At 64.2% G+C, this 21,415-nt stretch carries 24 protein-coding genes and 1 pseudogene; 22 read left to right on the top strand and 3 right to left on the bottom strand.

The genetic code is table 11. The features are described from left to right. The 9 genes and pseudogenes from AC1DUR_RS05715 to AC1DUR_RS05675 form a co-directional block, all read left to right on the top strand. Nucleotides 1-233 (top strand): annotated as a pseudogene (locus AC1DUR_RS05715) (IS4 family transposase); the annotation flags it as partial. A 156-nt stretch (nucleotides 234-389) separates the two neighbouring features. Next, a complete protein-coding gene (locus AC1DUR_RS05710) occupies nucleotides 390-1,250 on the top strand; it encodes a helix-turn-helix domain-containing protein (protein ID WP_477719201.1) in 861 nt (286 codons plus the stop codon). A gap of 146 nt (nucleotides 1,251-1,396) precedes the next feature. Next, nucleotides 1,397-3,082, top strand: coding sequence for a thiamine pyrophosphate-binding protein (locus AC1DUR_RS05705; protein ID WP_477719200.1), 1,686 nt, complete (start codon nucleotides 1,397-1,399; stop codon nucleotides 3,080-3,082). Nucleotides 3,083-3,118: 36 nt separating this feature from the next. Next, nucleotides 3,119-4,090 (top strand): Bug family tripartite tricarboxylate transporter substrate binding protein, encoded by a 972-nt coding sequence (locus AC1DUR_RS05700; RefSeq protein ID WP_477721472.1) that lies wholly within the window; start codon nucleotides 3,119-3,121, stop codon nucleotides 4,088-4,090. Between the two features lie 38 nt (nucleotides 4,091-4,128). Further along, nucleotides 4,129-4,446 (top strand): NIPSNAP family protein, encoded by a 318-nt coding sequence (locus AC1DUR_RS05695; RefSeq protein WP_477719198.1) that lies wholly within the window; start codon nucleotides 4,129-4,131, stop codon nucleotides 4,444-4,446. A gap of 109 nt (nucleotides 4,447-4,555) precedes the next feature. After that, the gene (locus tag AC1DUR_RS05690; RefSeq protein WP_477721471.1) at nucleotides 4,556-5,551 is read left to right on the top strand and encodes a TRAP transporter substrate-binding protein; all 996 of its coding nucleotides are present in this window, start codon (nucleotides 4,556-4,558) and stop codon (nucleotides 5,549-5,551) included. A 21-nt stretch (nucleotides 5,552-5,572) separates the two neighbouring features. After that, on the top strand, nucleotides 5,573-6,865 hold the full coding sequence (locus AC1DUR_RS05685) for a TRAP transporter large permease (RefSeq protein ID WP_477721470.1): 1,293 nt from the start codon (nucleotides 5,573-5,575) through the stop codon (nucleotides 6,863-6,865). After that, nucleotides 6,862-7,455: a TRAP transporter small permease gene (locus AC1DUR_RS05680; RefSeq protein WP_477721469.1), complete on the top strand. Its 594-nt coding sequence runs from the start codon at nucleotides 6,862-6,864 to the stop codon at nucleotides 7,453-7,455. The genes AC1DUR_RS05685 and AC1DUR_RS05680 overlap by 4 nt, the downstream gene beginning before the upstream one ends. Further along, nucleotides 7,430-8,239 carry an SDR family NAD(P)-dependent oxidoreductase gene (locus AC1DUR_RS05675; protein ID WP_477721468.1) on the top strand — a complete coding sequence of 270 codons (810 nt, stop codon included), beginning with the start codon at nucleotides 7,430-7,432 and terminating at the stop codon, nucleotides 8,237-8,239. The genes AC1DUR_RS05680 and AC1DUR_RS05675 overlap by 26 nt, the downstream gene beginning before the upstream one ends. A 78-nt stretch (nucleotides 8,240-8,317) precedes the next feature. On the opposite strand, the gene AC1DUR_RS05670 is transcribed toward AC1DUR_RS05675, so the two are convergent. Together AC1DUR_RS05670 and AC1DUR_RS05665 are read right to left on the bottom strand one after the other, a co-directional pair. Next, complete coding sequence (locus AC1DUR_RS05670) at nucleotides 8,318-8,740, bottom strand: universal stress protein (RefSeq protein ID WP_477721467.1); 423 nt, start codon at nucleotides 8,738-8,740, stop codon at nucleotides 8,318-8,320. Between the two features lie 24 nt (nucleotides 8,741-8,764). Continuing rightward, entirely contained in the window at nucleotides 8,765-9,208 is a 444-nt protein-coding gene (locus AC1DUR_RS05665) for a universal stress protein (protein ID WP_477721466.1), read from the bottom strand. Between the two features lie 105 nt (nucleotides 9,209-9,313). Between AC1DUR_RS05665 and AC1DUR_RS05660 the strand changes: the two genes are divergently transcribed. From AC1DUR_RS05660 to AC1DUR_RS05620, 9 genes are all read left to right on the top strand, one after another. Beyond that, nucleotides 9,314-11,608: a heavy metal translocating P-type ATPase gene (locus AC1DUR_RS05660; protein ID WP_477721465.1), complete on the top strand. Its 2,295-nt coding sequence runs from the start codon at nucleotides 9,314-9,316 to the stop codon at nucleotides 11,606-11,608. Next, nucleotides 11,609-11,746: a cbb3-type cytochrome oxidase assembly protein CcoS gene (ccoS, locus tag AC1DUR_RS05655; RefSeq protein WP_477719190.1), complete on the top strand. Its 138-nt coding sequence runs from the start codon at nucleotides 11,609-11,611 to the stop codon at nucleotides 11,744-11,746. 62 nt (nucleotides 11,747-11,808) lie between these two features. Next, nucleotides 11,809-13,242, top strand: coding sequence for a cytochrome-c oxidase, cbb3-type subunit I (gene ccoN / locus AC1DUR_RS05650; protein ID WP_477721464.1), 1,434 nt, complete (start codon nucleotides 11,809-11,811; stop codon nucleotides 13,240-13,242). 13 nt (nucleotides 13,243-13,255) lie between these two features. Beyond that, nucleotides 13,256-13,897 (top strand): cytochrome-c oxidase, cbb3-type subunit II, encoded by a 642-nt coding sequence (gene ccoO / locus AC1DUR_RS05645; protein WP_477721463.1) that lies wholly within the window; start codon nucleotides 13,256-13,258, stop codon nucleotides 13,895-13,897. A gap of 12 nt (nucleotides 13,898-13,909) precedes the next feature. Continuing rightward, on the top strand, nucleotides 13,910-14,047 hold the full coding sequence (locus AC1DUR_RS05640; RefSeq protein WP_477721462.1) for a cbb3-type cytochrome oxidase subunit 3: 138 nt from the start codon (nucleotides 13,910-13,912) through the stop codon (nucleotides 14,045-14,047). Between the two features lie 16 nt (nucleotides 14,048-14,063). Continuing rightward, a complete protein-coding gene (gene ccoP / locus AC1DUR_RS05635) occupies nucleotides 14,064-14,981 on the top strand; it encodes a cytochrome-c oxidase, cbb3-type subunit III (protein ID WP_477721461.1) in 918 nt (305 codons plus the stop codon). Nucleotides 14,982-15,028: 47 nt separating this feature from the next. After that, nucleotides 15,029-16,459, top strand: a complete 1,431-nt coding sequence (gene ccoG, locus AC1DUR_RS05630; RefSeq protein WP_477721460.1) for a cytochrome c oxidase accessory protein CcoG — start codon at nucleotides 15,029-15,031, stop codon at nucleotides 16,457-16,459. A gap of 10 nt (nucleotides 16,460-16,469) precedes the next feature. Continuing rightward, nucleotides 16,470-16,745, top strand: a complete 276-nt coding sequence (locus AC1DUR_RS05625) for a FixH family protein (protein WP_477721459.1) — start codon at nucleotides 16,470-16,472, stop codon at nucleotides 16,743-16,745. Nucleotides 16,746-16,769: 24 nt separating this feature from the next. Then, nucleotides 16,770-17,051, top strand: a complete 282-nt coding sequence (locus tag AC1DUR_RS05620) for a hypothetical protein (RefSeq protein ID WP_477719183.1) — start codon at nucleotides 16,770-16,772, stop codon at nucleotides 17,049-17,051. Between the two features lie 63 nt (nucleotides 17,052-17,114). On the opposite strand, the gene AC1DUR_RS05615 is transcribed toward AC1DUR_RS05620, so the two are convergent. Further along, nucleotides 17,115-17,588: a universal stress protein gene (locus AC1DUR_RS05615; protein ID WP_477721458.1), complete on the bottom strand. Its 474-nt coding sequence runs from the start codon at nucleotides 17,586-17,588 to the stop codon at nucleotides 17,115-17,117. Nucleotides 17,589-17,802: 214 nt separating this feature from the next. On the opposite strand from AC1DUR_RS05615, the gene AC1DUR_RS05610 reads away from it, so the two are divergent. The 4 genes from AC1DUR_RS05610 to AC1DUR_RS05595 all read left to right on the top strand — a co-directional run bounded on the left by AC1DUR_RS05610 (nucleotide 17,803) and on the right by AC1DUR_RS05595 (nucleotide 21,309). Further along, nucleotides 17,803-19,002, top strand: coding sequence for a sensor histidine kinase (locus tag AC1DUR_RS05610; RefSeq protein WP_477721457.1), 1,200 nt, complete (start codon nucleotides 17,803-17,805; stop codon nucleotides 19,000-19,002). Further along, nucleotides 18,999-19,643, top strand: coding sequence for a response regulator (locus AC1DUR_RS05605; RefSeq protein WP_477719180.1), 645 nt, complete (start codon nucleotides 18,999-19,001; stop codon nucleotides 19,641-19,643). The genes AC1DUR_RS05610 and AC1DUR_RS05605 overlap by 4 nt, the downstream gene beginning before the upstream one ends. A gap of 458 nt (nucleotides 19,644-20,101) precedes the next feature. Further along, nucleotides 20,102-20,494 carry a response regulator gene (locus AC1DUR_RS05600; protein WP_477719179.1) on the top strand — a complete coding sequence of 131 codons (393 nt, stop codon included), beginning with the start codon at nucleotides 20,102-20,104 and terminating at the stop codon, nucleotides 20,492-20,494. Nucleotides 20,495-20,520: 26 nt separating this feature from the next. Beyond that, complete coding sequence (locus AC1DUR_RS05595; RefSeq protein WP_477719178.1) at nucleotides 20,521-21,309, top strand: helix-turn-helix domain-containing protein; 789 nt, start codon at nucleotides 20,521-20,523, stop codon at nucleotides 21,307-21,309. The last annotated feature ends 106 nt before the right edge of the window (nucleotides 21,310-21,415 follow it).

The raw sequence follows: 21,415 nt of genomic DNA, 5'->3' as shown, positions 1-21,415 counted from the left end.
TCAAGCACACGGTGCAACTGTGGACAGAGTGGGTCTCGCGAGGCCTCTCGGCCACGAAGGATTGCGGGCGGCTATTCACGTTGATCGCACAATGCAGGGTCGGCCATCGACCCGGACGCATCGAGCCGCGAATGCGAAAACGAAGGCCCAAACCCTACCCCTGGTTGAAGGTGCCCCGCGACCAGGCTCGCCGACACGTCCAGAGGCATGGTCATGCCTATGAGCCAAAGTAAGTGCCATTCGGCTTAGGGCGGCTGTGGCTGTTCTGACCTTGTTGTTTTGAGGAAGCGCGGCAGCGAAATTGGACGGACTTCTATAATGCAACGCAGATCCCGGCCGGTGCAAAGAGGTAGATTCGCGTGACTGAGCCCATGGCGTCAGATTTTCCTGTGTTCGACAGATCCGACTTCAGCGGTGAAGCTACGGCATCTTATTTTGACTTGGTCCGGCTTCAGGACAACCCTGAAATCCCGCGTGCGTTTCCGCATCGGCACAACTATTACCACCTGCTCTGGATGACGGAAGCAGCCGGCACGCACATGCTGGACTTCGAGAGTTTCCAGGTACGCGCCAACACGGTTTTTTTTGTTTCTCCCGGGCAACTGCATTCCTGGAACTCGACCGTCAGGCCGAAAGGCTACGTCGTCAATTTCAGCACGGAGTTTTTTGTACAGATGTTCCCACGCTCGGACGACATCGCGCAGTTTCCTTTTTTCCATATCGCGCGTGATACCCCGGTGCTGTACCTGGACCAGGCGCAACACGACCAGCTCCTGCCGTTGCTCATGGAGATGGAGAAAGAGGTGCTGGGCCGCGGCGATGGCAGCCTCGACATCGTGAGGTCTTATCTGCTGGTGCTGCTGACCCGGCTGCGGCGGCTTTATCCCGAGCACCATGCCGACGGCACGTCGCCGCAGAACTACTCGCTGACCAAGCGTTACAAGCTCCTGATCGAGCAGCATTACCTTGATTTTGGCCCGGTGCGCGATTACGCCGAAAAGCTGCATGTGACCGAACGGCAGTTGAACGACGCGCTCAAACGGACGCTGGGCAAAACAGCGGGGCAACTGGTGCAGGAGCGCCTGGTGCTGGAGGCCAAACGCCTGTTGAGCAACACCGACCTGAGTGTGGCCGAAATTGCTTTCCAGCTGAATTTTGAAGACTTTGCCTATTTCTGCCGCTTCTTCAAAAAACACACGCAAGCCACTCCGGGCGAGTTCAAGAAGCGCATTTCCGTCGCCGCCAAATAACCCACCAACGAATAACCCGCGGTGGCCTGCCGCACGCAAAAAAGTGCAGGTGAAGCTCGCTTAAGTCCTAACGCGAAGCCCGTCTGCCTGAGTAGAGTTCGTTCACGTTCAACCAACCCGCCTCGTCGGCGGACAGATTGCAAGTGATGAATGACACTCCCAAGCTCAGGACGGGCGGCCAGCAGGTGGTGGATGCCTTGCTCGCCCAAGGCACCGATACTGTTTTTTGCGTCCCGGGCGAGAGCTATCTGGATGTGCTGAATGCACTGTACGCGCAGCAGGACGCGTTGCGCGTCATCGCCTGCCGCCATGAAAGCGCAGCCGCTTTCATGGCCGAAGCACACGGGAAACTGACAGGGCGACCGGGCATCTGCATGGTCACGCGTGGACCTGGTGCCACCAATGCCAGCATTGGCGTGCACACCGCTTTTCAGGACGCCACGCCCATGATCCTGCTGGTCGGGCAGGTGGGGCGCGACATGATGGAGCGCGAAGCGTTCCAGGAAATCGACTACCGGCGGATGTTTGGGCCGTTCACCAAGTGGGTAGCGCAGATTGAGGATGCCTCACGCGTGGCCGAGTACATGATGCGCGCGTTTTCGGTGGCCATGTCAGGCCGTCCCGGCCCTGTGGTGCTGGCATTGCCCGAGGACATGCTGACCGACTCTGTCTTCCCCGGCAGCGCAAGGCGGGTGGAGATCCCGTGCGCGTACCCCGCGCCGGAGGCCATGCTGCGGCTGCGCGAATCACTGGCGCGGGCCCGCAAGCCGCTGATGATTCTGGGCGGCTCAAGCTGGACAGACGCAGGCCTGCATGACATCAGAAGTTTTGCTACGCAACACGCGCTGCCGGTGGCCTGCGCGTTCAGGCGGCAGGACCTCTTTGACAACCGCCATGCCAACTACGTGGGCGAGGTCGGTATTGGCCTGAACCCGGAGCTGGCGCAGGCGATTCGGGAGTCAGACCTGCTGCTGGCTGTGGGCACGCGGCTCGGTGAAATTGTGACCAGTGGCTACACCTTGCTGGACGTACCGGTTCCCCAGCAGGCGCTGGTTCATGTCTTGCCTTGCGCAGAGGAGCTTGGCCGGGTATACCAGCCGGAGCTGAAAGTGCTGGCGAGCATGGATGCCTTTGCGCAAGCCGCGGCCCAGCTGCCGCCGCCGGACGCCACGCCCTGGAGCGGCTGGCTGCAGGCGCTGCGGGAAAACTACACCCGTTACATCGGGCCAAGCACACGCGAGGCGCGGCTGGATCCTGCGGGCGTCATCATCGCTTTGCGCGAGAAGCTCGAAACGGACGCCATCATCACCAACGGGGCGGGCAATTACAGCGCCTGGGCTCATCGTTATCACCAGTTTTCGGCGCCGCGCAGCCAGTTGGCGCCTACCAGCGGCGCCATGGGTTATGGCGTACCGGCCGCTGTTGCCGCCAAGCTGCACAGCCCGGCGCGGCAGGTCGTCTGCCTGGCAGGCGATGGCTGTTTCCTCATGAGCTCGCAGGAGCTGGCAACGGTGCAGCGGCACGGCCTGGCGATCATCTTCATCGTGTTCAACAACGGCATGTACGGCACGATACGGATGCACCAGGAGATCAACTATCCGGGGCGTCCGATTGGGACCGACCTCTGCAACCCCGATTTTGTGCTGTATGCCCGGTCGTTTGGCATCCCGGCCGAGAGGGTCGAAACCACAGAGGCGTTTGCGCCCTCACTGGCGCGGGCCCTGAACGCGGGCGGCGCCTACCTCATTGAACTGGCCATCGAGTCGGAAATCCTGACTCCGCGTGCAACGCTTTCGGGCTTGCGGCGCGCGGCATTGCAAGCTTCCACCTGATCCGCTGATCCGGTCATCACCACAAGGAGATATGACATGAAAAGACCATTGCTTGTATTGGCCGCGATGATGGCTTTCGGTACAACCCCGGCCACGCAGGCGCAGCCGGCCGACTTTCCGAACCGGCCGGTTCGCATTGTTGTGCCTTTTGCGCCGGGCGGTGCGACCGATGTGATCGCACGGGTGGTCGGGCAAAAGGTATCGGACCTTCTGGGCCAGCCGGTGGTGGTCGAAAACAAGGCGGGCGCCAACGGCAACATCGGCGCGCTGTCTGTCGCCCGTGCTGCGCCCGATGGCCACACCATTCTCATGGCCACCTCGAGCCACGCGATCAATGCCACGCTGTACCGCAAGCTGGACTACCGCCTGACGACCGATTTTGTGGCGCTGTCCGGCCTCGCATCGGTTCCGCTGGTGCTGGTGGTCAATACCGCCGTGCCGGCCAAAACACCGGCCGAGCTGGCCACCTACGCCCAGGCCAATGACGGCAAGGTCAACTTCGCCTCCGGCGGCGCAGGAACCGCGGCGCATCTGGCGGGTGAACAGTTCAATGCCCTGGCAGGCGTGCGCATGATGCATGTGCCGTACAAGGGGGGCGCGCTGGCGCAGACGGACCTGATTGGCGGGCAAGTCCAGGCGATGTTTGCCAACCTGCCGGAGGCGCTGACGCAGGTGCAGGCCGGGCGTCTGCGGCCGTTGGCGGTGACGGGAAGCACCCGCCGGACCAATCTTCCATCCGTGCCGACTTTTGCTGAAGCAGGCTTTGCGCAAATGGACGCCAAGTCATGGTTTGGCCTGTTCGCACCTGCGGCCACACCGGCACCGGTGGTTGCCAAGCTTTCTTCTGCCATTGCCAAAGCCGTGGCAGACCCCGCTGTTCAAGCTCGCCTGAAAGGGCTGGGTGCGGACCCCGTCGGCAACCAGAGCGAGGCATTCCAGAAATTTGTTGCCCAGGAAGTCGAGCGCTGGGGGTTGCTGGTTCAGCGTTCCGGCGCCACGCTGGACTGATCCGGTTTTTCATTCGATATCAAGCCAAGGAAAGCTGCATGCTCTACGACGTTCGCACCTATACCTGCCTCCCGGGCACTCTGAAAAAACACATGACGCTGTATGGCGAGCACGGCTATCACGTGCAGCGCCGCCATCTGGGGGAGCCGCTGGCGTACCTACAGACCGAAACGGGAAACGTCAACAGCTACACCCACATCTGGGTTTTTGAAAACGCAGCTGACCGGGCGGACAGGCGTGCTGCCTTGCAGCGCGATCCCGAGTGGATCGGCTACCTGGAAAAGAGCGCGCAGGCGGCCTACCTCGTGTCGCAGGAAACACGATTGATGGTGCCGGCGCCCTTTTTCAAACCCTGAAATGCTTCCCGCGAAAAAAAAGAAGCGACCCACCCAAGGCGCCGACATGATCCGCGGCGATCAGGCTGCAGGTTGACCGTTTGAACCCCAAGAACCACCAGGAGACAACATGAAATTCAACACTCTGCTCATTCGATGCCTAGCACTTGCCGCCGGCCTTGCTTTTGCAGCGGGCGCGGCAGCACAGGTGACCCTGAAACTTGCCCACTACGCCGAAGCGGGCCACCCGGCCAACCAGGCCGCACTGCAGTTTGCGCAACGTGTCGAGGCACGCACCAAGGGCCAGGTCAAGGTGTCGGTCTACCCGGCCAACGCCCTGGGTTCGCCGCCCGAACAGCTCCAGCAGGTCAAGCTGGGTGTGATCGACATGGGGCTTCCCACGCAGGGGGCCATGGACAAGTACAACAAGGCCTTTGCGGCGGTGATGCTGCCGTTTGTCTTTGAAGACCTGGCGCATGCCCACAGGGTACTGGATGGCCCGGCCATGGACTGGCTGGCTCCCATGGCGGAAAAAGATGGCTTCGTGCTGCTGTCAAACTGGGAGTATGGTTTCCGGAACCTGACCAACAGCAAGCTGCCCATCAACACGCCTGCCGACGTCAAGGGCCTGAAGATCCGCGTTCCACCCGAAGTGCAGCTTGAAGCGGCCATGGAGGCGTTGGGCGCCAATGCCACCAAAATTGCTTTTCCCGAGCTGTACATGGCCCTGTCGCAAGGCGTTGTTGATGGCGAGGAAAATCCGATTTCCGTCATTGCGCATAACAAGTTTTATGAGGTGCAGAAGCACCTTGCGCTGACCCGCCACGCTTATAACAGCATGATGCACGTCATCAGCACCAAAACCTGGGCCAGGCTCGCGCCCGAACAGCGCACCATCGTCAGGGAAGAGAGCCGCTCGGCCGGCGAACTGATGCGCAAGACCATCGCCGCCGAGGAAGACGCGCAAATTGCCAAGCTGCAGGCCCAGGGCATGCAGGTCACGCGGCCCGACCCCAAGCTGTTTCGCGCTGCGATGGAGCCGGCCTACAGGCGCATTGGTGCGTATGCCGGCGAAGCAAACGTGCAGCAATTCATGAAGATGGTTGATGCCCAGCGAAGCAGGTAAGACAGGGGCAGGAAAGTTTTTATGCAAACCTTAGGCATTTTTGCATTGCTTGTTTCCCTGATGGTGCTTGGCCTGCCGGTAGCGGTGGCCATGTGCCTGACATCGGTCGTCACGCTGGTGTTGCTCGGCCAGACCGAGATCCTCAGCGTGATGGGCCAGCGCATGTACTCAAGCACGACGGCATTTCCGTTGCTGGCGATTCCGTTCTTTATTCTCGCAGGCAACCTGATGAACACCGGCGGCATGACGGAGCGGATCTTCCGTTTTGCGCACAGCCTCGTCGGGCATTTCAAGGGCGGCCTGGGCCAGGTCAACGTGCTGGGGTCCATGGTGTTTGCCGGCATGTCCGGCTCGGCGCTGGCCGATGCCATGGGCCTTGGCGCGATCGAGGTCAAGGCGATGGTCAAGTCCGGTTACCAGCCGCGCTTTGCCGCGGCTGTGTCGGCGGCTTCGGCCACCATCGGACCGGTGATTCCGCCGTCCATACCGCTGGTGATTTATGGCTCGATGAGCGGCGTATCCGTGGGCGCGTTGTTTCTCGGCGGGTTGGTTCCGGGCATCCTGATGGGCGTGGCCATGATGGTGACGGTGTACATCATTGCGGTCAAACGCAATTACCCGCGCGAGCCGCGTGCCACCGCCCATGAAGTGGTACGCGCGCTTCTTGGGGGCCTGGCCGCCATCGCCACGCCGGCACTCATCATGGGCGGCATTCTCAGCGGTATCTTTACGCCGACTGAAGCCTCGGTGGCTGCGAGCATTTACGCGCTGTTTCTGGGGCTGGCCGTTTACCGTGAGCTGCATTGGGCTGACCTGCCGGAGATCCTGTGGGACACGGTGCGGCAGACGGCGCAGGTGATGTTCATTGTCGCGGCCGCAGGGCTGTTCGGCTGGCTGCTGATTTACCTGCGGGTGCCTGATGCGCTGATTGCCTGGCTGAGCGCGCTGTCAGGCAACCCGCTGGTGGTGCTGATCATCATCAATGTGATTCTGCTCATGCTGGGTTGTTTCATGGAAGGCATCGCGATCATGTTGCTGACGATTCCGATTTTCATGCCGATCATTGGCCAGCTCGGTATCAATCCCATTCACTTTGGTGTGCTGATGACCCTCAACCTCATGCTGGGGCTGTTGACGCCACCCGTGGGCATGGTTCTGTATGCGATGTCATCGGTGGCGCGCGTGCCGATGATGGTGCTGGCCAAAGAGCTGGTGCCTTTTCTGGTCAGCCTGTTTGTCGTGCTGGCGCTGATCACTGCGGTGCCTGTGCTGGTGACGTGGCTGCCGGACCTCATCATGGGAGCCGGAAAATGAAAAAGCTTGACCTTGGACTCGCTGTCGTGCTGCGCTGGCTGTGCATTGCATGCCTGGTGCTGCTGTTTCTGATCATTCTGATGTCCGTGTTCAACCGCTTTGCGGCGCTCATGTCCATGGGCTGGGCCGATGAAATCATCGAGCTCCTGTTTGCCTGGCTGGTGTTTGTGGGCGCCGCCTGCCTGTGGCGCGAAAACTCCCACTTCTGCGTGGACATGCTGACGGTCCGCCTGGCCGGCAAGCCCCCGGGGCGTGTGCTGGATGTGGTCCTGAGCGTGCTGGGCATGGCCTTCCTGTCCGTGCTGGTTTACCACGCATGGGAGTTGGTCGTCAGCGCGAGCGATGATTCGCCGGTATTCGCGATTTCCAAAAAATACTGGTATGGCGTGATGCCGGTGGCCGGCGTGATCATGATGGGCTATTCGCTGCGCGACATCTGGCTGGCCCTCACAGGCCAGGCCCCTGTGCGCCCACCCCAGTCCCTTCCTGAAAATGCAGGCAACCAACCGGAGCCCGCTCCCGGAACTACCCGGGGCCGTACCTCCGACAGCAAGAATGATCGCCATGAAAAACTACCGTCAACTGTTTGATCTGAGTGGAAAAGTGGCCGTTGTGCTCGGAGCGGCCTCCGGCATTGGCCAGGCCTCTGCGCACGCGCTGGGCGAACTGGGAGCGCACGTTGTGTGCGCCGACCGCGACGGCGACGGCGCTCGCGGCACTGCGAGGCAGATTGCGCAGGACGGGTCGGCCGAGTGGGTGGCCGTGGATGCAGCGAGCGGCGCAGAAATTGCCGCGCTGGCAGGCCATGCCGTTTCCCTGCACGGAAGGGTTGACATTGCCGTGGCAACGCCCGCGCTGAACATCCGAAAACTCATCATGGACTACACCGACGATGAGTTTGACCAGGTGATGAATCTCAACCTCAAAGGGGCGTTTCACTTTCTGCGCAGTTTCGGCAAGCCCATGATGAAGCAGCGTGCGGGCAGCATCATCCTGTGTTCATCCATGCGTGCCGTGACGCTGGAGCCCGGCCTCGGGATTTATGCGGCAAGCAAGGCCGGCATTGCCCAGATGGTCAAAGGCTTTGCCTGCGAAGTGGGTGAGTACGGTGTTCGCGTGAATGCCGTGATGCCCAGCGTCATCGAAACCCGCTTGACAGCGCCCCTGAAGGAAAAGCCGGAAATCTACAACACCTATGCCGCGCACACGGTTTTCAACCGCTGGGGCCAGCCCTCGGAAGTGGGCGCCGCCGTTGCCTTCCTGGCCTCGGATGCCGCCAGTTATATCACCGGGAGTTCGCTGTCCGTCGATGGCGGCTGGACGGCGATTGATGGCCCGCCTACAGGCCTGACACAAACCCGCCGTGCGGAGTAATTCCCTGACGACAGAATCTGCTGTCTTGCGCGCTGGCCTCAGCCCTCGAAGCCGGCATCGCGGCAATTGCCAACCGGCCTACTTGACCAGCAGCACCGGGATGTCGCATTCGGTGACCACGCGCTGGGCCACGCTGCCCATGATGGCGCGGCCGACCAGGCCGTGGCCGTGGGTGCCCATGACGATCATGTGCGCCTTTTCGCGCTGCGCGGCGCGCACCACTTCGGCCGCCGGCGAGCCGATGGCCCAGGTCACGCGGTAGTGCAGTTTGTGGCGCTTGAGAAAGCGCTCGATCGGCTCGAGCACCTTCAGGGCTTCGTCCTTGTGGTAGGCGCTGACCGTCGCGGCGCCCACCATGGTCTTGACGCGCCCGGGCATGGGCGCCTGTACATTGAGCACGACCACCTCGTCCTCCGGGCCGGTCAGGCTTTCGTGGGTGACGAGGAAGGCCAGGGCCTTCTTGGTGTATTTGCTGCCATCGGCGGCGAACAGGACTTTCATTTTTTCTCCTCCAGGTGGACCAATTCAACGCAACACTAGCACAGGAGTGCTGCTGTGCGCCAGCACATGCTGGGTTTCGCTGCCCAGCAGCACGCGCTTGAGGCCCTTGCGGCCGTGCGAGGCCATGACGATCAGGTCGCACTTGTGTTTTTTGGCGGCGGCCATGATGGCCTCGGCCACCAGGTTGGAGCGCGCGACCACGGCCTTGGCCCGGATCCCTTCGGCCTGCGCGGCCTGCTGCACCGCATCGACCAGGGCCTGGCCCTCGGTGGCCCATTGTTTTTCGATGCGGCCGACCTCCTGGAGTGTGATCGACACGTTGCCCTCGAAATAGCTCATGGGGTAGCGTGGAACCACATGGAGCGCCACGAGTTCGGCGCCGAGTGCGCTTGCCAGCCCGAGCGCGCTGCGAACGGCCTTTTTCGAGAGGGTGGAGCCATCGGTAGCAACAAGAATGCGTTGGTACATGTTCTTCTCCTTTCTTGATTGACGTCCACAGCTTAGGCGCGCGCGTCCTGTACCGGATTGATCCAGATCAACCGGGCGTGTCGGTGTACTGGGTAACCTTGCGCCATGCAAACTGCCACCCTTGCCCTGGGCGCGGAGCCTGTTGCCGCGTCCCATGCGGACTGGGCTGCGCTGGACGAGCCCGCCGAATGGGAGGGCTTCAGCCGGCCCGTGGCCGGGCGCGATGGCTGGTGGGAGACCTACCTCGCCATCGATGGCATGCACTGCGCCGCCTGCTCGCTCATGGTGGAGCAGGCGCTGGGCCAGTTGCCGGATGTGGAGGGCGTTCAGGTCAATGGCGCGACCGCGATGGCGCGCCTCGTGTGGCAGCCCGGACGAACCCGCCCCTCGGCCTGGATGGCCGCACTCCAGCGCGTCGGCTACACGGCCCTGCCGGCTGGCGACATGCTGCTGGCCGCGCCGCAGCTGCAGGCCCAGCGCCTGATGCTCTGGCGCTGGCTGGTCGCGGGCTTTTGCATGATGCAGGTGATGATGTACGCGCTACCCGCCTACGTCGCCGGCCCCGGCGAGATCACGCCGGATGTGCAGGCCCTGCTGCGCTGGGCCTCCTGGGTGTTGACGCTGCCGGTCGTGCTGTTTTCCTGCTGGCCGTTCTTTGCCACCGCGCTGCGTGACCTGGGCAGACGGCGCATCGGCATGGACGTGCCGGTGGCGCTGGGCATCCTCATCACGTTTGGTGCCAGCACGGCCGCCACCTTCGATGCCGCCGGGCCGTGGGGTGCCGAGGTCTGGTACGACTCGGTGACCATGTTCGTGTTTTTCCTGCTGTCCGGGCGCCTGCTGGAGCAGCGCCTGCGCGACCGCACGGCCGGCTCGCTGGAGGCGCTGATGCGCAGGCTGCCCGACAGCGTGGAGCGGCAGGGCGCCGACGGTCAGTTCGAACGCGTGGCCCTGCGGCGTCTCGTTGCGGGCGACCTGATCCGTGTGCTGCCGGGCGAGGTCATTCCCGCGGACGGCACCGTGACGGCGGGCGACAGCCGGGTGGATGAAGCCCTACTGACCGGTGAGTCCGCGCCGCTGCAGCGGGGCATCGGCGGCGCGGTGATCGCCGGCAGCCACAACCTCTCCGGCCTGCTGCTGGTGCGGGTGGACCGCGTGGGTGCCGGGACCCGGTATGCCGGCATCGTGGCGCTGATGGAGCAGGCCTCGGTCCAGAAGCCGCGGCTGGCCCAGGTTGCCGATCGCATCGCCAGCCCCTTCCTGCTGGGGGTGCTGCTGGCCAGCGCCGCTGCGGCGCTGTGGTGGTGGCCGGTGGACCCGGCGCATGCGATCAGCGTGGCGGCCGCCGTCCTCATCGTCACCTGCCCCTGCGCCTTGTCGCTGGCCACGCCAGCCGCCACGCTGGCCGCGGCAGGCGCCCTGGCGCGCCGCGGCGTGCTGGTGCGCCGCCTGCAGGCGCTGGAGGCCGGCGCATCGGTGGACACGGTGGTGTTCGACAAGACCGGCACGCTGACCGAGGACCGCATGGCGGTGGTCATGCGCCGGGCCCGCCCGGGCGCAGACGCTGTGCAGGCACTCCAGCTCGCGGCGGCGCTGGCGCAGCATTCACACCACCCGGTGTCGCGCGCGATTGTGCAGGCCGTTGCGGGCGCGGCGTGGCCCGCCGTGGAGATCACCGAGATACCTGGCCACGGGCTGCAGGGGACGGTCGTGGGCCGCAGCGAGACGGAGGGTCATCCGCGCGCGATGCGGCTGGGTTCGGCCGTATTTTGCGGTGCCCCGCCGCAGGACTCGCCGGCCCGTGGCCCGCAGGTGCACCTGGCCGATGGGCAGGGCTGGCTGGCCAGCTTCGAATTTGAAGAGGCGCTGCGGCCCGATGCCAGGTCTGCGGTCGGCGGGCTGCAGGCGATGGGCTTGCGGGTGCAGCTGCTCTCCGGCGACCAGACCGGAGCCGTCCTGCGGCTGGCCGGCCGCGCCGGCATCGATGAGGCCTATGGCCAGCGCACGCCCGAAGACAAGCTGGCGCACGTGCGCGCCCTGCAGCGGCGCGGCCGGCGCGTCGCCATGGTGGGCGATGGCATGAACGATGGGCCGGTGCTGGCCTGCGCCGACCTGTCGGTGGCCATGGGGCGCGCCGTGCCGCTGGCACAGGCGAAGTCCGACTTCGTGGTGCTGGGCAACCGGCTGGCGGATGTGCCTGCGCTGCTGCTGCAGGCGCGCCGCACGCGGACTGTCGTGCGGCAGAACCTGCTGTGGGCGGCACTCTACAACGCCGTCTGCGTACCGCTGGCCATCCTCGGCTTCATGCCGCCCTGGCTGGCGGGGCTGGGCATGGCAGCCAGCTCGCTGCTGGTGGTGCTGAATTCGGCGCGGCTGGCGCGCATTCCAGAGGCCGCTTGAATGGACATCCTGTTTCTGCTGATTCCGCTGTCGGTCGTGTTGGCGCTGCTCATCATCGGCGCGTTGGGCTGGGCGGTCTGGCGTGGCCAGTTCGAGGCGCTCGACCAGGAGGCCGAGCGCATTCTGCAGTCGGATTGATTTTCATCAACTCGCACCCCACCCTTGATGGAGACACTTGGGCGTCAAGAAAAAGGTGCTCCATGAATGATCAACCAACTTCCGCCGCTTTGTACAACGACACGGTCGTGCGGCAGTTTTCGCTGATGGCTGTGGTCTGGGGTGTGGTGGGCATGCTGGTCGGCGTGTTCATTGCCGCCCAGCTGGCCTGGCCTGAACTCAATTTCGGCATTCCCTGGCTCAGCTACGGCCGGCTCAGGCCGCTGCACACCAATGCCGTGATTTTTGCCTTTGGCGGTTGCGCGCTGATTGGTAGCAGTTACTACGTGGTGCAGCGCACCTGCCATGTCCGGCTGTTCGCCGGCAAGCTGGCCTCGTTCACCTTCTGGGGCTGGCAGGCCGTCATCGTCGCCGCCGCCATCAGCCTGCCCTTGGGCTACACCTCGGGCAAGGAATACGCCGAGCTGGAGTGGCCCATAGACATCCTGATCACGCTGGTCTGGGTGTCCTATGCCATCGTCTTCTTCGGCACCATCGGTATGCGCAAGGTTCGCCACATCTATGTGGCCAACTGGTTTTACGGCTCCTTCATTCTGACGGTGGCCGTGTTGCACCTCGTCAACAGCGCCGCCGTGCCCGCCGGCTGGATGAAGTCCTACTCGGCCTATGCCGGTGTGCAGGACGCCATGATCCAGTGGTGGTATGGCCACAACGCGGTGGGCTTCTTCCTCACCGCCGGCTTCCTGGGCATGATGTACTACTTCATCCCCAAGCAGGCCGAGCGGCCGGTGTACAGCTACCGCCTGTCCATCGTCCACTTCTGGGCACTGATCTTCACCTACATGTGGGCGGGCCCGCATCACCTGCACTACACGGCGTTGCCGGACTGGACACAGTCGGTCGGCATGGTGTTCTCGCTGATCCTGCTGGCGCCCAGCTGGGGCGGCATGATCAACGGCATCATGACCCTGTCCGGCGCGTGGCACAAGCTGCGCGACGACCCGGTGCTGCGCTTCCTGATCGTCGCCCTGTCGTTTTATGGCATGGCCACGTTCGAGGGGCCGCTGATGTCCATCAAGACCGTCAACGCCCTGTCGCACTACACCGACTGGACAGTGGGCCATGTGCATGCCGGCGCACTCGGCTGGGTGGGCCTGATCACGATGGGCACGCTCTACTACATGATTCCGCGCCTGTTCGGCCAGAAGAAGATGTACTCCGTCCCGGCGATCGAGGTGCATTTCTGGGTCTCCACCGTCGGCATCGTGCTGTACATCGCCGCCATGTGGATCGCCGGCGTGATGCAGGGCCTGATGTGGCGCGCGCTCAATGCCGACGGCAGCCTGACCTACACCTTTGTCGAGTCGGTGAAGGCCACGTATCCCTTCTACGTCATCCGCTTCATGGGCGGACTGCTTTATCTGGGCGGCATGCTGGTGATGGCATGGAATACCTGGATGACCGTGGCGCAGGGACGACCGCACCGCACCGCCGTCCCCCTGCCTCAAGCCGCCTGATGGAGCCCACAACATGAGCGACAACCACTCTTCTTCCGCTTCCGCCTCTGCCGGCTTCTCGCACGAAAAGGTCGAGACCAACAATTTCCTGATGATCGTCCTGATCCTGCTGGTCATCGCCGTCGGCGGGCTGGTGGAGATCGTCCCGCTGTTCTTCCAGACGTCCACCACCGCGCCGGTGACGGGCGTCAAACCCTATACGGCGCTGCAGCTGGCAGGGCGCGATGTCTACCTGCGCGAGGGCTGCTACAACTGCCACTCGCAGATGATCCGGCCCTTTCGCGCCGAGACCCTGCGCTATGGCCACTATTCGGTGGCCGGCGAGTTCGTCTATGACCATCCCTTCCAGTGGGGCAGCAAGCGCACCGGGCCGGACCTGCACCGCGTGGGCGGAAAGTACAGCGACGAATGGCACCGCATTCACCTGAACAACCCGCGCGACCTGGTGCCGGAGTCCAACATGCCTGCCTATCCCTGGCTGGATCGGAGCCTGGTGGACGCCGCGGACATGGCGCCGCGGATGCGGGCCCTGCGCAGCGTCGGTGTTCCCTATGCCGACACGCAGATCGCCCAGGCGGCGCAGGACGTCAAGGACAAGACCGAAATGGATGCCCTGGTCGCCTATCTGCAGGTGCTGGGCCTGGCCCTGAAATAAGGAGAAATACAGATGGATGTCAACAGCCTGCGCATCGTGGCCACCCTGGCCTCGCTCGTCACCTTCCTGGGCATTGTCTGGTGGGCGTATTCCCGAGGCAACCGTGCGCGTTTCGACGAAGCGGCGCACCTGCCGTTTGAACAAGACTGATTCCGGGAGTTTTTTGATGAGTGATTTCACCGGCAATTTCTGGTCGCTGTACGTGGCCGCGCTGACCCTGCTGGGCATCGTGGCCTGCCTGGTCCTGCTGTGGGTGACGGCGCGCAAGCGGATTGTCTCCAGCGCCGACAACACCACCGGCCATGTGTGGGACGGGGATTTGCGGGAAATGAACAACCCCATGCCGCGCTGGTGGATGTGGCTGTTCGTGCTGACCATTGTGTTTTCGCTGGGGTACCTGGTGGCCTATCCCGGCCTGGGCGCCTATCAGGGGCGACTCGGCTGGAGCACCCAGGCCGAGTACACGGTCGAGGTCGCGCGCGCCAACCAGGAGCTCGCGCCGCTGTATTCGCAGTTCACCGCGAAGCCCGTCGAGGAACTGGCCGGCGACGCCAATGCCATGGCGGTGGGCGAGCGCCTGTTCATGAACAACTGCGCCCAGTGCCACGGCTCCGACGCGCGGGGCAGCAAGGGCTTTCCCAACCTGACCGACGGCGACTGGCTGCATGGTGGCACGCCCGACAAAATCACGGAAACGCTGACGCGGGGCCGGCAGGGGCAGATGCCGCCGATGGCGGCGGCGGTGGGCACGCCCGACGACGTGAAGAATCTCGCCAACTATGTACTGAGCCTGTCGGGCAGCCCGCACGACTCGGTGCGCGGGGCCCTGGGAAAAAGCAAATTCGGCGCCTGCGCCGCCTGCCATGGCATGGATGGCAAGGGCAACCCGGCGCTGGGCGCACCCAACCTCACCGATGACATCTGGCTGCACGGCTGGGGTGAGCAGGCCATCATCAACATGATCAACAAGGGCAAGACCAGCGAGATGCCGGCGCAGATCGGCAAGCTGACCGAAGCACAGCTTCATGTGTTGACGGCCTACATCTGGGGCATGTCCAACAAGCCCCTTCCGGCCAAACCCTGAATATCCCCTGAAGAGAACCTGAAGAGACCCTGAAGAGAAAGTTTCGCTTGCAATCTTCCACACGTCGCAAAGTCATACCCATCGTGCCCGAAGCGGCGCATGGGCTGACGGAGTCGCTGTATGAGGCGCAAAAGAAGGTCTATCCGCGCTCGGTCACGGGCCTGTTCGCGCGCTGGCGCGTGGCTTGCGTCATCCTGACCCAGCTGGTGTTCTACGGCCTGCCCTGGCTGGAATGGGGCCAGCGGCAGGCGGTGCTGTTTGACCTGGGCGCGCGGCGCTTCTACATCTTTGGCTATGTGCTGTACCCGCAGGATTTCATTTACCTCACCGGGCTGCTGGTGGTCAGCGCGCTCACGCTGTTTCTCTTCACGGCCGTCGCCGGGCGCCTGTGGTGCGGCTTTGCCTGCCCGCAGACCGTGTACACCGAGATCTTCCTGTGGATAGAGCGCAAGGTCGAGGGCGACCGCACCCTGCGGATGCGGCTGGACGGCTCGCCCATGTCGCTGGAAAAACTGGTCAAGAAGTGGTTCAAGCACATCCTGTGGCTGGGGCTGGCGATGTGGACCGGCTTCACCTTCGTCGGTTATTTTGCGCCGATCCGCGAGCTCGGGCTGCAGTTCCTGCAAACGCGCATGAGCGCCTGGGAAGTGTTCTGGGTGTGCTTTTATGGCTTGGCCACTTATGGCAATGCCGGCTTCCTGCGCGAGCAGGTGTGCAAATACATGTGCCCGTATGCGCGCTTCCAGGGCGCCATGTTTGACCGCGACACCCTGATCGTGAGCTATGACGGCAGCCGTGGTGAGCCGCGCGGCGCGCGTTCGCGCATGGCCGACCCGGCCGCGCTGTCGCTGGGCGCCTGCGTGGACTGCACCCTGTGCGTGCAGGTCTGTCCGACCGGGATCGACATTCGCAAGGGCCTGCAGTACGAGTGCATCGGCTGCGCCGCCTGCATCGACGCATGCGACGGCGTGATGGACAAGATGAACTATGCGCGCGGCCTGATTCGCTTCACCACCCAGAACGCGCTGGCCCAACACTGGAGCCGGCTGCAGATATGGCGGCAGGTCCTGCGTCCGCGGGTGCTGGTCTACGGCGCCATCCTGTTGGCCTTGTGCCTGGGCCTGCTGTGGAGCCTTGTCGCCCGCATGCCGCTCAAGGTCGACGTGGTGCGCGACCGCGCCGCGCTGTCACGCATCGTGGCCGGCGGCAGGCTGGAGAACGTTTACCGGCTGCAGATCATGAACGCCACCGAGCAGCCGCAGCACTACCGCATCGCCGCCGGCGGGCTGGATGGGCTGGTTTTGGCCTCCGACGCCGAGGTGGTGGTCGGCCCGGCGGAGTCGCGCTGGGTCGCCGTCAGGCTGCAGATTCCCTACGGCTCCGCCAACGCCGGCTCGCATCCCATCCAGTTCAGCATCGGCGACCTCGCGGGCGATGCCCATGTGAGCGAGAAGTCCGTCTTCCTCGTGCCCCGTTAGGAGATAGTCCATGAACGACCTGCCGCAAGCCATTCCTCCTCCTTCTTCTTCCCCCTGGTGGAAGCACGGCCATGTCTGGCTGGTGATCACTGGCCCCGTCGCGGTGGTGGTTGCCGGCCTGACCACGGTGTGGATCGCGGTGCGCAGCCCTGATCCGATCGTGGCGGAGGACTACTACCGGCGCGGCATGGAGATCAACCAGACGCTCGCCAGGGACAAGGCCTTGATGCCCGCCCTGCAGGGGCGCAATCATGCCGCCACGCCGCCGGCCGCGGCACCGCGATAGTCCGGAACTACAAGGAGACATGCCATGTGGAGTCAGAAACTCATGCGGGTCGCCTGGCCCGCTTTCCTGTCGGCCTGCATTCTGGAACTGGTGGTGTTCGCGGTGGTGGATCCGTTCGAGTTGCGGTGGGCCGGGCAGGCGCTGGGCTGGCCGCGGACCGGCGTCTACACCGCGGGCTTTTTCGTCTTCTGGGCCGTCGGAACGGCGTCATGTGCCCTGACGACACTGCTGGGCATGCCGCCTGCCGAGGTCAACTGCTGCCCGCTGGCATCCGGCGAGCGCCCGGACGGCTGCCCTCAGCAATAGCCATGCGGCAGACGCCGCCGGACTGCCCTGCGGCGGCTAAGGCCCAACTGACGCGGGCCTGGTTCAAGCCTGTGCGTGTGCCTGGCTGTCGCTGTCAGGCAGCCGGACCACCAGCACGGGGACGGGTGCCAGGCGGACAATCTGTTCAGCGCCGCTGCCCATGAGTACGCGGCCGAGACCGCGTCTGCCGTGGGTGCCTGCAACGATCAGGTCCGCGTTCCAGCGCTTCGCCGCATCGGCCACGGTTTCCGCCAGCCTCTCGCCGGATTTGTCGAACAGCATGGAGTCGGCTTCCACGCCGGCGGACTGGGCCATGGCCATGCCCTGATCCAGAATCTTTTCACCGGTCTCCCGCATGACGGTGACAAGGTCGCCGGAGTAGCCGTAAGGGTCGTAGGCCGTGAGGTAGGTCAGCTCTTCCATCACGTGGACCAGGCGCACCCGGCCGCCGAAGTCCCTGGCGAACTGCAAGGCGGTGACCAGGGCCTTGTTGGAGGTTTCGCTGCCGTCGACGGGCACGAGAATGCGTTTGTACATGGTGGGGCTCCTTTGCGGGTGATGGCCTGATGCCTGCAGTGTGGAGCGCTTGCCGTCGGGCCGGGTTGATGTCGATCAAACAGGGAAATACTTTGTTGACCGGATCGCCGCCGGGAGGCTGCGGGGGACTGTACATGCGTTCAACATCCTCTTCTCCCCCTGACGACAGCCCGGCGGCAGGAGGCTCGGCGGACATGAGTTGTAAGATCACCGTGTGTTCAACCAAACAACGCCGGGAAAAACAAGCTCAACCAGCCGTGAGCGGGTCGGTGACGCCACCGTGTCCCCGCCGTCGGTGGCTGCCGTACCCGAGTTGGCCCGTGCCGGCGGCGAAGCTGTCCAGCGCCCCGCAGGTGCCAGTGCAATGGACGCCACCGCCGCCCGGCTTGCGGGTCTGCTCGACTCGGCCATGGACGCCATCATCACCGTGGACGAAGAACAGCGCATCGTGCTGTACAACCGCGCGGCGGAGAAAATCTTCGGCTGGCCGAGCGCACAGGCGATGGGAGCACGCCTGGAAAAACTGATGCCGGAGCGCTTCCGCGGCAGCCATGCCGGGCATGTCCGCCAATTCAATACCACGGGCATCACGTCGAGGCGCATGGGCGATGGCACCGTGCTTTACGGGCAGCGCGCCAGCGGTGAAGAGTTTCCGATGGAAGCCTCCATCTCCCAGCTGGACACCGTGGACGGCAAGCTGTTCACCGTGATCCTGCGCGATGTCAGCGAGCGCATGCGCGCCCAGGAAGAACTGAGCGCCTTCGCCGCCGCGGCCCACACCATTCGCGAAGGCGAGAAAACACGCATCGCACGGGAACTGCATGACGAGTTGGCCCAATCGCTCACGGCCCTCAAGATGGACGCGATCTGGGTGCGCGACCAGTTGCCGGAGGGCGCGCAGGCGGCCGCTGCCAAGCTCGGCGAGATGCTGGCCATGCTCGACACCACGGTCGCGGCCACCCGCCGCATCGCTTCGGACCTGCGACCGCTGCTGCTGGACGACCTGGGCCTGGCGCCGGCCATCGAGTGGCTGGCTCAAAATTTCAGCCAGCGCTCCGGCGTGGCCTGCACGCTCTCGGTGGATGACGAGGTGGAACTGCACGAGCCCTATGCCACCGCTGTTTTTCGCATCGTGCAGGAGTCGCTGGCCAATGTGGCCAAGCATGCCGAAGCCTCGCGCGTCGAGGTGAAAATCGAACGGACGCCGGAGGCGGTCACCCTGCATGTTGCCGACAACGGCCGGGGCTTCTCGCTGGCCGCACCGCGCAGCCCCAATTCCCTGGGCCTCCTGGGCCTGCGCGAGCGTGCGCAGTTGCTCAAGGGGGCTGTCACCATCGATAGCCAGCCGGGGCAGGGGACCCGTATCGATGTGCGGATTCCGGTTCAGGTTCAGGAAGCGGGGGCAGCGGATTGATCAGGATCGTCATTGTGGATGACCACGCCATCGTGCGGGAAGGTCTCAAGCGCATCATTTCCTCGGCCGACGACATGGAAGTGGCCGGCGAGGCCGCCAACGGCGCCGAGGCCATGCAGCGGGTGCGTGAACTGTCGTTCGATGTACTGATGCTGGACCTGTCCATGCCGGGACGCAGCGGCATGGAGTTGATCAAGCTGGTTCGCGCCGAGAAGCCCAAGCTGCGCATCCTCGTGCTGAGCATGCACCAGGAGCTCCAATACGCCGTGCGCGCCATCAAGTCCGGCGCCAGTGGCTACCTGACCAAGGAGAGCGCGCCGGCGCAGCTGGAGCAGGCCATCCGCAAGATCGCCGCCGGCGGTGCATTCATCAGTGCCGAGGTGGCCGAGCAGCTGGCGTTGGGTGCGATGCCGGGCAGCGAGGTCGCCGCGCACGGGACCCTGTCGGACCGCGAATTCGAAGTGTTCCGCCTGCTGGTCGCCGGTGTATCGGTCACCGACATCGCGGGCCGGCTCAACCTGTCGGTCAAGACGGTCAGCACGCACAAGGCCAACCTGATGCAGAAGATGGGCCTGCACAATCAAAGCGAGCTGATCCGCTACGCCATGCGGCACGGCCTGACCGACCAGTTCGAACCCTAAGAACCTGTTTACGATCTAAACGGGGCCGCGCAAGCACCTTGTCGGGATGGGATGCAAGGCGCGGTGCGCCGCCCATAGCTTGGGCTATGGGCAAGCGCCGCAACGCCGTAGACCGCCCGAGAAGGCGCTTGCCCTTCGGGTTGGGGTGACGCAAACGCGGTCGCGTTTGCATCCCCATGGGGGCAGCCGCACGACGCACAGCCGGCCGGCTGTGCGGTCGGGCGATTGAGCCACCCGAGCCCTTGCATGGGCATTAGCCCATGCGGCGGACCCGGGCGCCCCACTCATCCCGATTGCACCCCAACGCGGCCTCGTTTAGATCGTAAACAGGTTCTAGCCCGCTCGGAAAATTCCTAGGCCCCCTGCGGCGCCGGCCGAGGTAAATTTAGGGGCACGCCGAGGCCCACTTTCGACCTGCGCCGATGGCCCTGCGATCGCGCCGCGGTCACAGTAGAGGCATGCTTCAGCGCCACGCTCCCGCCATCAAGGTCTTCCTCGCCGAGGACTCCGCCATGATCCGCCAGCGCGTTGCCGTCTTGCTGGGCGCACGCGCCATCACCGTGGTGGGCGAGGCCGGCACACCTCAGGCGTCGATCGACGGGATTCTTTCCGCGTGGCCCGATGTGGTGGTGCTGGATGTGCAGCTCGATGGCGGCTCGGGCATGCAGGTCATGCGGGCCGTTCGCCTGGCTGCCCCCGGCATTGCCTTCGTCGTGTTCAGCAACAACTCGGCCCCGGCCTACCGCAAGCGTTATCTCGACGAGGGCGCCTACCGTTTCCTCGACAAGAGCACCGAATTCGACCAGCTCGCGCAGACGGTGGCGTCTGCGTGCGAGCAGGTCGTGCCATGAAACCAACCGCCCAGCAGGAGAAATGCATGTCTGGCCTCATCCTTGACATCCCCGCATCCCCGATCCGCTTTGTGCCCCGGCCGCCCCCGACGCGGGCCGGGACCGTCGCGCCCCTGAAAATCCTGTGCTCCAGCTGCCATCTGCGGGACTTGTGCCTGCCCTGCGGAATGACGGGCGCCGATATGGCCCGCCTGGACAGTTTGAGGTTCGGGCGGCGCAAGGTCAGGCTCGGAGAAGCCCTCTACCGCGCGGGTGATCGTTTCCAGTTCATTTATGCGGTGCGCAGCGGCACGTTCAAGTCCAGCCTCACGCTGGCGGATGGCCGCGAGCAGGTCAGCGCCTTCCACATGGCGGGCGAACTGATGGGCCTGGACGGTGTGGCCCACGCCACGCATGCGAGCAGCGCCACGGCGCTGGAGGACACCGAGGTCTGTGCCATACCCTATGCCCACCTCACGGAACTGGCGGCCGGCAATGCGGGCACGCAGAACCTGGTCAGCCGCCTGATGAGCCGCGAGATCGTGCGCGAGCACAGCCTGATGATGCTGCTGGGCAGCATGAATGCCGAGGAGCGTCTGGCGGCTTTCCTGCTGAACCTGTCGCAACGGCTGAGAGCCCGCGGCTACTCGGCCAACGAGTTCCACCTCAGGATGTCCCGGGCCGAAATCGGCAGCTACCTGGGCATGAAGCTGGAGACCGTGAGCCGGACCTTTTCGGCTTTCCAGCACAAACGCCTGCTGGAAGTGGACAAGCGCCATATCCGCATCACCGATCCGGAAGGCCTGACGCGGTCATTCGAGATGCATGTGCATTGAGTGCTTCGCAGTTCATCGAAGCACGGGCGGTTGATGTGAATCAAAGCGCCGCCGGGGCAGGCCCGCTAAGCTGACACGCTTTGACCCACGACCCTGCCGCGGCCTG

This window comes from Polaromonas sp. P4_F4 (genome assembly GCF_056401355.1).
This window is presented reverse-complemented; position numbering and strand designations above follow the sequence as displayed.